The sequence below is a fragment of the Dermatophilus sp. B7861-1 genome (assembly GCF_058996045.1).
Genome location: NZ_CM180082.1, coordinates 26,137 through 39,668 on the forward strand (window position 1 = coordinate 26,137; position 13,532 = coordinate 39,668).

Annotated in this window: 14 protein-coding genes and 1 tRNA gene; 10 read left to right on the plus strand and 5 right to left on the minus strand. The window is 57.9% G+C overall.

Annotated features, from left to right (window positions below; all coding sequences use genetic code 11):
- Positions 1-3: 3 nt before the first annotated feature.
- Both AC2T9U_RS00115 and AC2T9U_RS00120 read right to left on the minus strand, forming a co-directional pair.
- Complete coding sequence (locus tag AC2T9U_RS00115) at positions 4-492, minus strand: FHA domain-containing protein FhaB/FipA (protein WP_306747161.1); 489 nt, start codon at positions 490-492, stop codon at positions 4-6.
- Positions 489-1,535, minus strand: a complete 1,047-nt coding sequence (locus AC2T9U_RS00120; RefSeq protein WP_493696211.1) for an FHA domain-containing protein — start codon at positions 1,533-1,535, stop codon at positions 489-491. The genes AC2T9U_RS00115 and AC2T9U_RS00120 overlap by 4 nt, the downstream gene beginning before the upstream one ends.
- Before the next feature lie 272 nt (positions 1,536-1,807).
- On the opposite strand from AC2T9U_RS00120, the gene AC2T9U_RS00125 reads away from it, so the two are divergent.
- The 6 genes from AC2T9U_RS00125 (at position 1,808) to AC2T9U_RS00150 (ending at position 6,101) form a co-directional block, all read left to right on the plus strand.
- A tRNA-Leu gene (locus AC2T9U_RS00125) sits at positions 1,808-1,894 on the plus strand.
- Between the two features lie 481 nt (positions 1,895-2,375).
- On the plus strand, positions 2,376-3,491 hold the full coding sequence (locus AC2T9U_RS00130; RefSeq protein ID WP_493696212.1) for an ABC transporter ATP-binding protein: 1,116 nt from the start codon (positions 2,376-2,378) through the stop codon (positions 3,489-3,491).
- Positions 3,488-4,129, plus strand: a complete 642-nt coding sequence (locus tag AC2T9U_RS00135) for an ABC transporter permease (RefSeq protein WP_493696213.1) — start codon at positions 3,488-3,490, stop codon at positions 4,127-4,129. Before AC2T9U_RS00130 ends, AC2T9U_RS00135 begins: the two co-directional genes overlap by 4 nt.
- Positions 4,126-4,821: an ABC transporter permease gene (locus AC2T9U_RS00140; protein ID WP_115031956.1), complete on the plus strand. Its 696-nt coding sequence runs from the start codon at positions 4,126-4,128 to the stop codon at positions 4,819-4,821. Before AC2T9U_RS00135 ends, AC2T9U_RS00140 begins: the two co-directional genes overlap by 4 nt.
- 40 nt (positions 4,822-4,861) lie before the next feature.
- Positions 4,862-5,776 carry an ABC transporter substrate-binding protein gene (locus AC2T9U_RS00145; RefSeq protein WP_115031954.1) on the plus strand — a complete coding sequence of 305 codons (915 nt, stop codon included), beginning with the start codon at positions 4,862-4,864 and terminating at the stop codon, positions 5,774-5,776.
- Between the two features lie 31 nt (positions 5,777-5,807).
- A complete protein-coding gene (locus AC2T9U_RS00150; protein WP_493696214.1) occupies positions 5,808-6,101 on the plus strand; it encodes a GNAT family N-acetyltransferase in 294 nt (97 codons plus the stop codon).
- Positions 6,102-6,121: 20 nt separating this feature from the next.
- On the opposite strand, the gene AC2T9U_RS00155 is transcribed toward AC2T9U_RS00150, so the two are convergent.
- Positions 6,122-7,390 carry a phospholipase D-like domain-containing protein gene (locus tag AC2T9U_RS00155; RefSeq protein WP_493696215.1) on the minus strand — a complete coding sequence of 423 codons (1,269 nt, stop codon included), beginning with the start codon at positions 7,388-7,390 and terminating at the stop codon, positions 6,122-6,124.
- Between the two features lie 89 nt (positions 7,391-7,479).
- Between AC2T9U_RS00155 and AC2T9U_RS00160 the strand changes: the two genes are divergently transcribed.
- From AC2T9U_RS00160 to AC2T9U_RS00175, 4 genes are all read left to right on the plus strand, one after another.
- Positions 7,480-7,641 (plus strand): hypothetical protein, encoded by a 162-nt coding sequence (locus AC2T9U_RS00160; protein WP_181816120.1) that lies wholly within the window; start codon positions 7,480-7,482, stop codon positions 7,639-7,641.
- A 302-nt stretch (positions 7,642-7,943) separates the two neighbouring features.
- On the plus strand, positions 7,944-9,242 hold the full coding sequence (locus AC2T9U_RS00165; protein WP_115031948.1) for a glycosyltransferase: 1,299 nt from the start codon (positions 7,944-7,946) through the stop codon (positions 9,240-9,242).
- Positions 9,239-9,928 carry a TVP38/TMEM64 family protein gene (locus AC2T9U_RS00170; protein WP_084441040.1) on the plus strand — a complete coding sequence of 230 codons (690 nt, stop codon included), beginning with the start codon at positions 9,239-9,241 and terminating at the stop codon, positions 9,926-9,928. Before AC2T9U_RS00165 ends, AC2T9U_RS00170 begins: the two co-directional genes overlap by 4 nt.
- 25 nt (positions 9,929-9,953) lie before the next feature.
- Complete coding sequence (locus tag AC2T9U_RS00175; RefSeq protein WP_493696216.1) at positions 9,954-11,006, plus strand: glycosyltransferase; 1,053 nt, start codon at positions 9,954-9,956, stop codon at positions 11,004-11,006.
- Between the two features lie 4 nt (positions 11,007-11,010).
- On the opposite strand, the gene AC2T9U_RS00180 is transcribed toward AC2T9U_RS00175, so the two are convergent.
- Both AC2T9U_RS00180 and AC2T9U_RS00185 read right to left on the minus strand, forming a co-directional pair.
- The gene (locus AC2T9U_RS00180; protein ID WP_493696217.1) at positions 11,011-11,946 is read right to left on the minus strand and encodes a DUF4031 domain-containing protein; all 936 of its coding nucleotides are present in this window, start codon (positions 11,944-11,946) and stop codon (positions 11,011-11,013) included.
- On the minus strand, positions 11,943-13,457 hold the full coding sequence (locus AC2T9U_RS00185) for a gluconokinase (protein ID WP_493696218.1): 1,515 nt from the start codon (positions 13,455-13,457) through the stop codon (positions 11,943-11,945). Before AC2T9U_RS00185 ends, AC2T9U_RS00180 begins: the two co-directional genes overlap by 4 nt.
- Positions 13,458-13,532 lie beyond the last annotated feature (75 nt).

A 13,532-nucleotide genomic window follows, 5' to 3' on the forward strand; every position in this document is an offset into this window, starting at 1 on the left:
GCGTCAGCGCCTCAGTTCGAGAACGGTGGTGCCGATGCGGAGCTGGTTGTGTTCTCCAATTTTCTGGGGTTGGTCGATGGCGGCGCCGTCGACCAAGGTGCCGTTGGTGGAGTTGAGATCTTCCACATACCAGTCGGATCCATCGTAGTAGATGCGAGCGTGGCGGCCTGAGGCGTAGTCGTCGTCGAGGACCAGGGTGGCTTCGGGGTTACGACCCAGGAGCACTCCTGATTCTTTGAGAGGCACGGTGACGCCGCGTAGTGGTCCATCGATGACGGCTAGGTGCGTGAATGCTCGGCGTCTGCCTCGGCCGCGGCTAGGGGTGCTTGCGGCTGGGCGGATGATGGAGTCGCCGTTACGTGTGCGGTGGACGATGCGAGTGCCGTAAAGGTCGGTGCGTAGTACACCAACGATGGCGAAGATAAAGAGCCATAGGCCGATGAGTAGGCCGAGGCGGACGACGGTCAGTGTGAATTCACCCAGTGGACTCACCTCCTCCGCGTGTGTAGGACGAAACTGATGCGGCCAATGGTGATGCGGTCGCCATCAGACAGTCTTGCACTGGGGACGCGTTCTCCGTTGAGGAAGGTGCCATTAGTGGACCCCAGGTCACGTAGCCCGATGATGAGGTGGGGGCCGTCGTGAGTGACGCGGATCTCGCAGTGGCGGCGGCTGATGCTGCTGTCTTCGAGCGAGATCTGGGCGTTGGTGTCACGGCCGATGATGGTGATGGGGCCTAGAAGCGGGTAAGCATCGCCATCGACGTCGATCCAAGGGCGGCTGGATGGATCGGGAAGGATGTCGGGAGGAAATGGTGCTGGGCCTTCCTCGATAATGGGGTTACGGGCGGTGCGTGCGTCGTCCTCGTCTGGCCCCCAGTAAGAGAGGTCATCTTGGCGTTGTGCCTCACGTTCGTGGGGGGCGAGGTATGAGTCGTTGCGTCTTTGGTACATGCGGTTGACTTCGGCGGTGCCTTTGGCAGCGCTGTTGGCCGCGTGTGCTGCGTTAGTTGCGATGTCGTATGGACTGTCTGGGTCAGCGACGGCATCGGGAGGAAAGACTGGGTTGGGGGAGACACGGCTGCGGGGGTCATCGTGGGGGTAATGAGTTTCGATGACTTCACCGGGTCCGCGGCCGCGGCGACGTTCCGCCGGGGGAGGGCTGTCATATCCGCTGGTGGAGCGGACACGGAAGACGCCAGTTTCGAGGTCATCAAGGTCGATGAAAGATACACGGATGGGCCCTGCAGGGTGGTAACGCTGGGTGTGGATGTGTTCTTCAGCGCTGGCGATGAGTTCCTCGGTGAGCAGGTCTTCGTAGGCAGTGAGGCGGTCGTAGTCGCTGATGGATAGCTCTACGACGAAGTTATTGGGGACGATGGCCCGGTCGGAGGAAACGATGGCGGCTTTGTCGTCCATGGCCTTACGCATGGCTGCGCCGATCTCGACGGGTTGCACTTCAGCTTTAAAAGCGCGTGCGAATGCTCCGTTGATTGTTGAGGCCAGTTTGGCCTCTATGCGGTCGAAGAGTCCCACCGTGCCTCCTCTCGCTGGTGCCGGATCACGTGGTTGATCCGGGGTGGCGGTTCCTTCCAGATTATCCGGAATGGCGTGGACTACTTGGGAACGTGATGTCTTTAATTGCGTTGTTATCGGTGTGAGTATGCCTGTTGTATCTGGTGTATGAGGACTTGATGTTGTTGACCTGCAGTTTTGTGGGTGTCTTGTGGGGACTGTGATGGGCTGTTCGGATGAGGCGAACTCTGAATTTGTCGAATCTGTTGTGACGTGCCAGGATAAACCGCAGCGCGCGAGTGGCGGAATAGGCAGACGCGCACGGTTCAGGTCCGTGTGCCCGAAAGGGCGTGGGGGTTCAACTCCCCCCTCGCGCACCACAGATCATCTTCAAAACCCCCGATCAGACCAAGTCTAATCGGGGGTTTTGTGTTTGAAAAAAGTCACAGCGAAGGTACGACAGCCATTCAGAAGATCGGTGTTTTCAAAGAACAGGTAACTATCGGGACATAGACAAAAACGCGCCTGAAATTTACTGTGCTGGCCCTAAGAATCCGATAGAAATGTTCTCTCCCAGCAGACCAAAAATAAGCTGAACGCTTTCTCGGCAGAGATGAAAAATCCCTTCCTTTTTGGACGCACAAACCCTCACTTACGCGACGAGTAACACCCTGCAAGTAACCCATCCTGCGAAAACACCAACCAAACACTGCCCGTCACTACCCCAATACACATCAAAAACTCACCACGACACGACGCCCACCTGCGCCTGCCCAACGGAGTCCTCAGCCACTACTCCGATAAGGTCCCAGCACAGCAGAGAGCACACCGGCTCTCTTCCGAAAGCATGGGAAGACCCGCATGATTCACCTGGATAACGTCGTCAAGACCTATCCCCGCGGAACAACAGCCGTCAACGGGCTCTCACTAGAAGCGCCCACCGGAAAAGTCACCGTCCTGGTCGGCCCCTCTGGATGCGGCAAAACCACCACCCTGCGAATGATCAACCGCATGGTCGAACCCACCAGCGGAACCATCACCATCAACGGCCGCGACACCGCAGAGATGAATCCCGACCAGCTGCGCCGCGGTATCGGCTACGTCATCCAAGCCGGGGGACTGTTCCCCCACCGCACCGTCCTAGACAACATCGCCACCGTCCCCCTCCTGCTAGGAACCCCCAAGAAAAAAGCCCGCGACCGCGCCCGCGAGCTCCTCAACCTCGTCGGCCTCAACCCCGAACACGCCCACCGCTACCCACGCCAACTCTCCGGCGGACAACAACAACGCGTCGGCGTCGCCCGCGCCTTAGCCGCAGACCCACCACTCATCCTCATGGATGAACCCTTCAGTGCCGTGGACCCCGTCGTACGCACCCAACTCCAAGACGACCTACGCCGACTCCAACACGAACTCGGCACCACCATCGTCCTCGTCACCCACGACATCGACGAAGCAATCCGCCTTGGCGACCACATCGCAGTCCTGCGCGTCGGGGGAACCCTCGCTCAAATCGGCACACCTACCGAACTACTCACCAACCCCGCCGACGACTTCGTTGCCGACTTCATCGGAAGTGACCGCGGATACCGCTGCCTAGCCTTCACCGCAACCCCAAACCTGCCCCTCACCCACGAAACAACCGTCCGCCTCGGGGACACCCCCACCCACATCACCACCGCCGCAGCCGGCCAACACTGGATCCTCGCCCTCGATAACAACAACAAACCACTCGGCTGGGTTGAGACAACCACCCTCAACCAGCCACTGGCCAGCCACCACCTCCACCGCGGCGGCACCCTAGCCACCACCAACTCCTCCCTACGCCGAACCCTCGACGCTGCCCTATCCTCACCCAGCGGACGCGGCGTACTCACCCACCCCGATGGCACATTCGCTGGCACTATTCACGCCAACCAACTACTGGATGCCATCGAAAACACGAGAAGCCACTCCACCAGCCAGGAACGCCCATGAACTGGCTCTACGACAACTGGACCCACGTTCTCAATCTCACTACCCACCATGCCTTCCTAGCAGCAGCCCCGCTACTCATAGGCCTGCTCCTAGCCATCCCCCTAGGGCGAATCGCCCACCAATACCGCCACGCCTACCAGCCCATCATCCTCACTAGCTCGCTGCTCTACACCATCCCCTCCCTGGCCATGTTTATCCTCATGCCACTCATCCTGGGCACAAAAATTCTCGACCCCATCAACGTCATCGTGGCCATGACCCTCTACACCCTGGCTCTCCTCGTACGCACCATCGCCGACGCCCTCAACGCCATCGACGACACCATCACCCAAGCAGCCACCGCCATGGGAATTGGGCCCCTGCGCCGCTTCTTCACCATCGAGCTGCCCCTGGCCACCCCCATCATCAGCGCTGGCTTACGCGTGGCTGCCGTCAGCAACGTCTCCATCGTCTCCGTTGCCGCCATCATCGGGGTCAACCAACTCGGCACCCTCTTCACCGATGGATTCGCTCGCACCTACCCAGCCCCCATCATCGCCGGCACCATCGCCTGCATACTCCTGGCACTTTTGTTCGACCTGACCATCGTTATCCTCAGCTCCCTGGCCACCCCCTGGACCAGAAAAGACCCAACATGATCACCAAAATCTGGACATGGCTCACAGACCCCATGAACTGGACAGGCACCACCGGCATCCCCAACCGCCTGATAGAACACCTTCAATACTGCGCAATCAGTCTGTTGATCGCCTCTCTCATCGCTATACCTTTCGGCCTCTACATCGGCCACACCGGAAAGGGCCGCATCTGGGGCGTACAACTCGCCAACGGCATGAGATCAGTCCCCACCCTCGGGCTGCTCTTCGTTACCGTCCTGCTCATCAGCCCACACCTGAACAGCAACCTGGCCTTCCTCGGCCCCAGCATCGCTGTACTCGTCCTTTTAGCCATCCCACCCATCCTCACTGGAACCTACACCGGCATCAGCTCACTGGACCCCGCCACCCGCGACGCAGCACGCGGCATGGGGATGACCCCCATGCATATTCTTTGGCGCGTCGAACTGCCCAACGCCCTTCCCCTCCTGTTCAGCGGACTACGATCAGCCGCGCTGCAAGTCATCGCCACAGCCACAATCGCAGCAACCGTCAGCGTAGGCGGACTCGGGCGATTCCTCATCGACGGACAAGCCTTCCGCGACTTCGCCATGATGAGCAGCGGGGCCATCCTCGTAGCCGGTTTAGCCCTTGCAATCGACCTCTCTCTCATCGCCGTAGAACGGCTTGTCGTCTCCCCAGGCATCCGCACCCAAAACCGTCAAAAAACCTAAATTTCATCCCCACCTCGCCCCGACCACTTCAGGAGTAACCATGCACCGCAGCACCCGAATATGTGCCCTATCTGTTGTTGCAGCCTTTGCCCTCAGCGCCTGCGGAGCTAGCAACGACCCCCTCGCCTCCACTGACAACAACACCTCTGGAACTGGCCAGATCGTTGTCGGATCAGCCAACTTCCCCGAAAACCAACTCCTCGCAGAGATTTATGCAGGAGCCCTCAGCAAAGCCGGCCTTAACGTCACTACCCGACTCAACATCGGTGGCCGCGAGGTCTACATGGGCGCACTCAAAGACGGCTCCGTCAGCGTAATTCCCGAGTACACCGGCAACCTTGCTAAATACCTCAACAAAGACGCCGAAATATCTACACCCAAAGAAGCTATCGACTCCCTTAAAAAAGCCCTACCAGAGGGTTTGGCAGCCCTGGAACCTTCACAAGCTGAAAATAAAGACGCCGTCGTCGTTACTAAAGAAACCGCCAATATCCATCACCTCACATCCATCGAAGACCTCGCCCCCCTAGCCGGTGACATGATCCTCGGCGGCCCCCCGGAATGGGCTCAACGACCCGATGGCCTACAAGGCCTAACCAAGCAATATGGCCTCAATTTCAAAGAATTCAAACCCCTGGACTCCGCCGGAGCGCTGACCGTCACCGCTCTCAAAAACGGTCAAGTAGACGCAGCTAACCTGTTCACCACCGACCCCCAGATCACCGCTAACAACTTCGTCGTGCTCAAAGACCCCAAAAACCTCTTCGGATCACAACAAATCACCCCACTCGTAAGCGCCGACATCGCAAAAAACGAGAAAGCAACCCAAGGGCTCAATAAAGTCAGCGCTGCCTTGAGCACTGAAGATCTCACCAAAGAAGTCGCCAAAGTAGTCATCGATAAACGCAACGCTAGCGATGTGGCCAAAGAGTGGCTTACCGCTCACGGTTTCTAATCCGATAGCTTCTGCAGGGAGTCCTTACCTCATGTCTGAGATCAGCGTCACCAATAACCCCAACGAAACACGCTACGAAGCTCGCCACGACGGCACTTTGGCTGGAATCGCCACCTACATAACCGACAACAACATCATCACTTTCACCCATGTGATCGTCTTGCCTGAATTCGAAGGAAAAGGCATAGGGACCGCCCTTGTTGAAGGGGCCCTGGAAGATGTCAAAACTGGCCAAACCTACCGGGTAGTACCGGAATGCTCATTCATGCGTAAGCACATTCAATGCAACAGCGGACGCTATGACGACATTCTTGCCAACCACTAGATCCCCCAGGGAGGGAGGAGTCACATAAGTGGGGCAAATGGAGCTACCACGATCTCCGCGAACCTTGCTAACCGGTGACGCTGCTGCCACTCTTCCCGGGTCAGTGCGTGAGCGTTGCCTGCATCTGCGTGGAAAATTTTCTCCATAGATGCGGCTACCCCAGCATCAGTGATCTCTGTATTGACTTCATAGTTGAAGGACAAAGACAGCCGGTCAATATTTGCAGTGCCGATCGTGGACCACTTTCCATCCACCGTCATCGTCTTCGCGTGAATCATGGCGTCCTCGTACAGCAGTACTGTCACCCCTGCATCAAGTAGCCTTCGCCAATATCCCCGCGACACAAAGTCAGCCAAAATGTGATTCGAATCCTTAGGAATCAAAATACGTACGTCGACTCCACGTTGACTGGCCTGAATAAGTGCATCCAGAACTTGCTGGTCTGGGATAAAATAAGCAGTGGTCAAGAAAATGTGATCATCGGCCTTATCTATAGCTGACAAATACATTGACCGAATTGGGTAGGTTCGTCGAGCAGGAATATTATCAACCGAACGAATTTTTGAATCCCAAGCCTCATTTGAGTCGATTCGGGGCATCACATCGCGGCCCCGCCCTCGTGCTGCCAGCCTATTCCACACTACGCGGAAAGAATGCTGTAGCTCCCATGTTTCCGGTCCCGTTAGCTTCACGTGGGTGTCTCGCCACTGGGTTGCATACAGGGATCCTAAGTTGTAGCCCCCCACGTAGGCGCACTCATGATCAACAATAAGCATTTTCCGATGCGTTAATCCTGAGAAATCAATTGGGTTAAAAATAAACTGAGGTCGAAAAATCGGAAGGCGAAATACCTGCACAGAGGGATCAAACTTGTAAAAAAATGGGTTAACTACTAGGTTTCCCATTCCGTCAAAAATTACTTTGACCTCAACTCCTCGCCGAGCCGCGTCATTTAATGCATCACGGAAGCGAGTACCTACCTCATCGCTCTTCCATAGGTAAGTTTCAAGCAAAATAGAATGTTTTGCTTTCTCAATATCGGAAATCATCTCTTCATATAGATCAGCGCCATATGTGAAGATCTGAACACCATTTTCACCCACACGGTTTTCGAAAGTTCCCGGCCGAGTGAACTGGACGCGTTTACGCCGCCCTCGCTTCTTATATGCATCAAAAGCAATGAGGCCCGCGACCGTCCCCGCCTGAATTGCCAAGCTCGTCACCGCAGCAACCTTCACTGCGTGACCCATCACCAAACTCGGAGAACGCCGTATACCGATCTTCGACATACTCACACCATAAAACGCGTTCTCGCATTGAGCAGCTCGAAACGCTTGCCTGGCGCGCCAGCCTCAAAACACCCCATAGTAAAAGCCACATGCGTCAAACCAACTCGACCAAATCCACCCAACCTCATTCACAACACGCAGCCGTGGTCATCCTTCGCCAAGCGCGTAATCACCACAAAAACAGCCACCCAAAAAACGAAATCTCCCCCACAACCCCCAAAAAAGTCACCAAACCCGTCATCCTCTCCTGAGGCCAACTTCACAACGACATCAATAACAACGAAAGAACATGACCACCACCCCAGCCCACAGCGCAATACCAGCTACCAACAACGACCCAGAGCCCGGCACACCCCACCAATTTCAGCATCTCGCCACCTCGACATGACATTCTGACCCTGATGGCCGCAACCCGAGACAGCCGGACCTCCAGCAGTCCGCGAAACACTCGAACGACCCGCCCCACAGGCAGGTCGACCCCATGTGACCCCCACAACAAGACCACCAGTACACCCCGCCACACCAACCGCACAGGAGAACAGGGAGCACAGCTGTGAAAATCCTGCTACTCAGCGACAGCTACTCGCCCATGGTCAACGGAGTTGTCACCTCCGTGCGCACCCTCCAAAGCGGCCTCATCGCCCAAGGACACGACGTCCGCGTCATCACCCCCGGTGACGCACGCACCTCCTCCTTCGATGGAGACGTCTACCGACTCGCCTCCATCGGCATCGGGGCCATCTACCCCGGCGCCCGGCTCGCCCGCCCCACCGACCGCAAAGTGCTCACCAGCATCTGCGAATGGGGCCCAGATATCCTCCACTCACACACCGAATTCACCGCCTACCTCTGGGCACGACGCCTCACCAGACACACCAATGCACCCCACGTGCACACCTATCACACCGTCTACGAGGACTACACCCACTACTTCAGCCCCAGCGAAAAAGTAGGCAAAGGGGCAGTCGCCATCGGCTCCCGCCACATGATGGGAGCTACCGACCTTGTCATCTCCCCCACCCGCAAAGTCAAAGGTCTCCTCGATGGCTACGGCGTCACCACCCCAGTAGCCGTCATACCTACCGGCATTAATCTCACTAGATTCACCTCTAGCCTGGGCCACACCGAACTAGGTACCACAGATCATCCCCGCACCACCCCCACCGACGCCGGACCATCAGTGCCCAACCACCTGCACCGAACCGTCCCCATAAACACCCCCACCCCCACCGACGCCCATACCACCCGCCCCGAACTACACAAACGCCTAGGCATCAACGAAAACGAAACCGTCATCCTCTACGTCGGACGGCTCGCCCAAGAAAAAGGCCTCGTCGAAACCTTCAACCTCCTCAAAACTCTCCCCGAGGAAATCCCATGGAGATTCGTCGTCGTCGGTGACGGGCCCTACGCAAGCAACCTCCACCAGCAAGCCCACCGCATGGGACTCAACGACAAAGTCATTTTCACCGGCGCCGTCGACCCCGAATACGTCTGTGCCTTCTACCGCATCGGCGACATATTCGTCTCCTCCTCCCGCAGCGAAACACAAGGACTCACCTACCTCGAAGCCCTTGCCAGCGAACTACCCATCCTCTGCGCAGCTGACCCCGTCCTGGATGACCTCGTCACCCAAGGAGTAAACGGTTACCAATACCACAGCCCCGAAGAATTCACCGACCGCATGACCGAACTACTCACCAACCCAAAGCTGCGCACCCAACTCGGTCAAGAAGCCCGCGCTACCGCTCTCAACCACTCCGAAACCGCCTTCGTCCACAAAATCATCAAAGCCTACGAAGAGGTCATCGACCGCCGCCGCATCTCACCCCGAATCGGTCGCGTCGCATGAACAACAGCACACCCCCCTCACCCGAACACCACCACCAAACACACCGCGAAAAACGCCTCGCACACTTCCAACGCCGCCAGGCCACTAGCCCCCAGGCAGCCACATTCCTGCGCATATCCCGCTGGATCACCGCAATCAGCCTGCTGGCCTGCGCCGCATTTGTCATTTACGGATTCCTCACCGGAATCTTCCACTCCGTCCCAGCCCTACGAGACTTCCTCGACCGCCTCGGCATCCTGGCTCCCCTGGGCTATATCGGCCTGTGTATCGCCCAAGCCATCTTCCCCATCCTTCCCGGGGGGATCACCGTCATAGCCGCCCCTGTACTTTTCGGAGCCGTCAAAGGAAGCATCTATGCCTACCTCGGAACCGTCATCGGCTCCATCGGCGCCTTCCTCATCGGACGACAACTGGGCATGGATGTCTTACGCGCACGCTTCAGCCCCAAAACACTCGACAAATACCTCGGCTGGCTCACCCACCCCCACTACACCCGCTACTTCGCCATAGCTATCGCCATGCCCGTGGCCCCTGACGATTTCCTCTGCTATCTCTCAGGCCTGACCACGATGAGACTACGTACCTTCTCCCTCATCATCATCCTGCTCAAACCGTGGTCCATCCTCGCCTACAGTTTCGGAGTGCTCGCACTCATCAACCTCATCTTCCCCGGCATCGGCGCCTAGCCCACCCGCCCCGTAGGAAGCACCGATGACCGACACACACCCCCGCCACCAACTACGCGTCCACCACTACAACGGCACCGGACGCCTCGTCACCCAAAGCGGACTCGGCGCAGCAATGCGCCACCAACGCCACATGCTCCACCACCCTGGCATCCGTCTCGTCCGCCTCAACGAACACCCCGACGTACTCGTCCTCAACACCGTCTTCCCTGACTCAGTCATCGTCGGTCGCTGGGCACGTAAACAAGGCATCCGCGTCATCCAATTCGCCCACTCCACCCAACAAGACTTTGAAAACTCCTGGGCTGGAGCAAACCACATTGCACCGCTCTTCGGGCGCTGGCTCGGACATGTCTACGCTGGCGGAGACGCCATCATCACCCCCACCCCCTACGCCAAAAAACTCCTCACCCGCTATCAACTCGACGCTCCCATCTACCCCCTCACCAACGGCGTCGACATCGACTTCTTCCACGGAAAACCAACAGCAGGAAAACAATTCCGAGAACGTCACAACATCGCCCCCCACACACCTCTCGTCGTAGCCGTCGGACACCTCATGGTCCGCAAAGGATTCACTGACTGGATCAACCTTGCCCGACGCATCCCACAAGCCCAGTTCTACTGGTTCGGCCACACCCCCCGCGCCACCATGTCCAAAGCCGTCAAACGAGCCATCGACACCGCACCCCCCAACGTGCACCTACCTGGCTACGTACCCGCAGCCGAAGTCCGCGACGCCTACGCAGCAGCCAACCTCTTCTGCTTCGCCAGCCACGAAGAGACCGAAGGCATCGTCGTTCTCGAAGCACTCGCCTCCGGAACCCCCACCCTCGTTCGCGACATCCCCGTCTATGACTCCTGGCTACCCGAAAACGAAATCGTCCACAAGGCACGCAACCTCGAAGAATTCGAACACAAAGCCCGCGCAATCCTCGCCGGTGAAGCCCCCGACCTCACCCAAGCAGCCCGCCACCGCATGCAGGAATACTCACTCGATCGCGTCGCCCAACGTTTCCTGGCCATCTGCGCAGGCACCGCCCCTAACCCCGACACCCCACCCACGCGACGCCGCTGACACCTCACTGCACAGACAGTTCCGCGACCTCACGAGCCACGTTCACCCGCGCCCAGCGCTCCCACCGCTGCCGCCCTGCGTCCGTGCGATAAATCCACTCCTGCTCCAGGAACCGTTCCAACAACGCAGCCCTGCCCGAACAAAACACCTCATCAGGAATCACGCCGTACTCACGACGCACCCCCTGCACATACTTCTGATACCTCACTGGCGAACCAGCCAAAACAGCCAAATCCGCGTCCAGCAACGCAGCCCCAGGATCATCAACAGCTACAGCAGTGCTCTCAGCCGTCAACAAGATCAACCGCCGTACCTCATCCACAAAAGACGACTTCACAGACAAGCGCCGCAAAGAATCATCCGCCACCGCCGCCGAAGCACGCTCATCCTCACCCGGAGACGCCTCATACACCACATCGTGAAACCACGCCGCAGCCACACACGCGTCCGAGATCACAACACCCAGATCACCAAGCAGTTGCAAACACTGCAGCACATCATGCAAATGATCAAGGTCGTGATAATGCCGGTGAGGTTCTGACCACCACTGCAAGACCTGCTCACCAAGAGAAGACCAGCGAGCACGCCAATCCAACGAGCGTGAAAGCACAGGAACCACATCACCAAGCACAGCCCACCGCTGACACAGATCCCGCTGCCGATATCGGAACCTCTCAACATCCCGACGATGCGCTGGCACCCGCAAACCAGAGTCAACCAGAGCGCGCAGCAGCTCTTTAGAAGAAACCCGCCTGGCTCCCGCAGCGATCAACCCCTCGATGCTCTCAGCAGCGACATCGTAGTGATCCAGATCAAAAGCACGCGGAGAGAGCGCATTGGCGCGAGCAAAAGCATGAAGCTCATCGACAGACGTATCGGAAATGAGATGCGCCCACAAAAATCCGTGTGCAGGCCACTGAGGCCAGTCAACAAGGATCACAAATTCGCTCCTCCAATGTTCCGCACGATGGCGGCATCGTAAAGATCTTCAAAACGCCGCATCCGGTCTGCGTAGTACTGCTCGCGGTGCGCAAACGGCCTAGCCTCAGCGTCAACAAAAACCTCACAACGAGGAACCTCAGGCGCTAACGACGCCAAGCCATACAAAGCAGTCCCGTGCATAGTGGAGCGTTTAATGGCCACAGGCTCAACCGGCACCCCAGTTGCATCAGCAACGAGCTGTAGCAGAGCCGGAACACTAGTAGAGACGCGCCCTGCAGCGCGGAGCCGATCAGGTGCACCAACCACCTCAAAAAGCTGCCGCGCCAAACGCGCATACGTAAGAGCAACCCCTTCAAAACAGCCACGGTAAAGAGCGGCAGGAGTGTCGCTGTAACTCACATCGCGCAGCGCGCCCCGAGCATGGCCTGCCCACCCAGTAGAGCGTTCACCCGTCAGGAAAGGCAATACCAGGGGAGTCATGGACGCGGGCTCGGCCATGAGGATGTCGTGACAGGTTCTTGGATCGGGTAACCGCAGAACATTTTCTAGCCACGTGTTCATGCGGCCTACATCATTGAGTGCACCACCAAGGATGCTGCGTTGTTGATCAACGCGGTAACACCACAGTCCAGGAGGAAGAACTGTAGGAGTGTTGCCGGTGATGACACGTATTGCTCCGGAAGTAGCGAATGAAGCTAGGGGAGTGGCAGTGCTTGTGGCATCAGCCCCAAGATTGGCGGCAAAACCATCAGGGATAACTGGGTACCAGGGAACCTGCGCCAGCGCTGGCCACCGGTTAGGCACATAAGAGGTGCTAGGGAAGCTGGGTTGGTCAGGGTCTGCAATGGGAGACAGGTGTTCCTCGACGATTCCTGCGGCCTCGAGAAGAGGAGCGTCCCACTGGCAGGTGTAACGGTTGAGCAGACCAGTCCACGCAGCCGTGGAGGTCGCGATGTTGGTGACTCCAAGCAGGTGGAGCCAGATGTATTCGCCGAGGGTGACCCAGCGGTGGACGCGGTGAGCGGCTTGCGGGTCATTGTCATGCCACCAACGAATAGTCGCTGCCCAGTGAGCGGTGTGTAGGTGGGCTCCGGTGCGTTGAGTGATTTCGTGAGGGTCAAGATGACGGCGCAGGGCAGCAGCTTGGCTGCTGGCACGTGAGTCGGCGTACGTCAGACAAGGGGTGATGGCGTAGTTATCGGTGTCGATGCCGATGAGAGTGGGGGCAAAAGTGTCCATAGCGACACCAGCGATGTGAGGTGCGATGTCACTGCTCGTGAGGGTGTCGATGATGTCGATGACTTCGTGAAGAGTGTGTCTGGGGTCCAGGGTGCAGTGGCCGTCGGGGGCGGTGGTGAAGGCGTGGCGGACTTTAATGCGGTGTTTATCGACGGGGCGTCCGGTTGCGTCGTAGATACAGCCACGGCTGCCGGTGGATCCGATATCGATGGCCAGGATGAGGGGAGTGGTTGCCTCGAGGGGTTGGACGCTGAAGCTCTCTGCCGCCATGGTGACTCAGTCTAGTAATCAGTCTAGTAAGGAGTTGAAGTAGTGCGGTTGGGGGTGAGGTTCTGATGTGTTGGC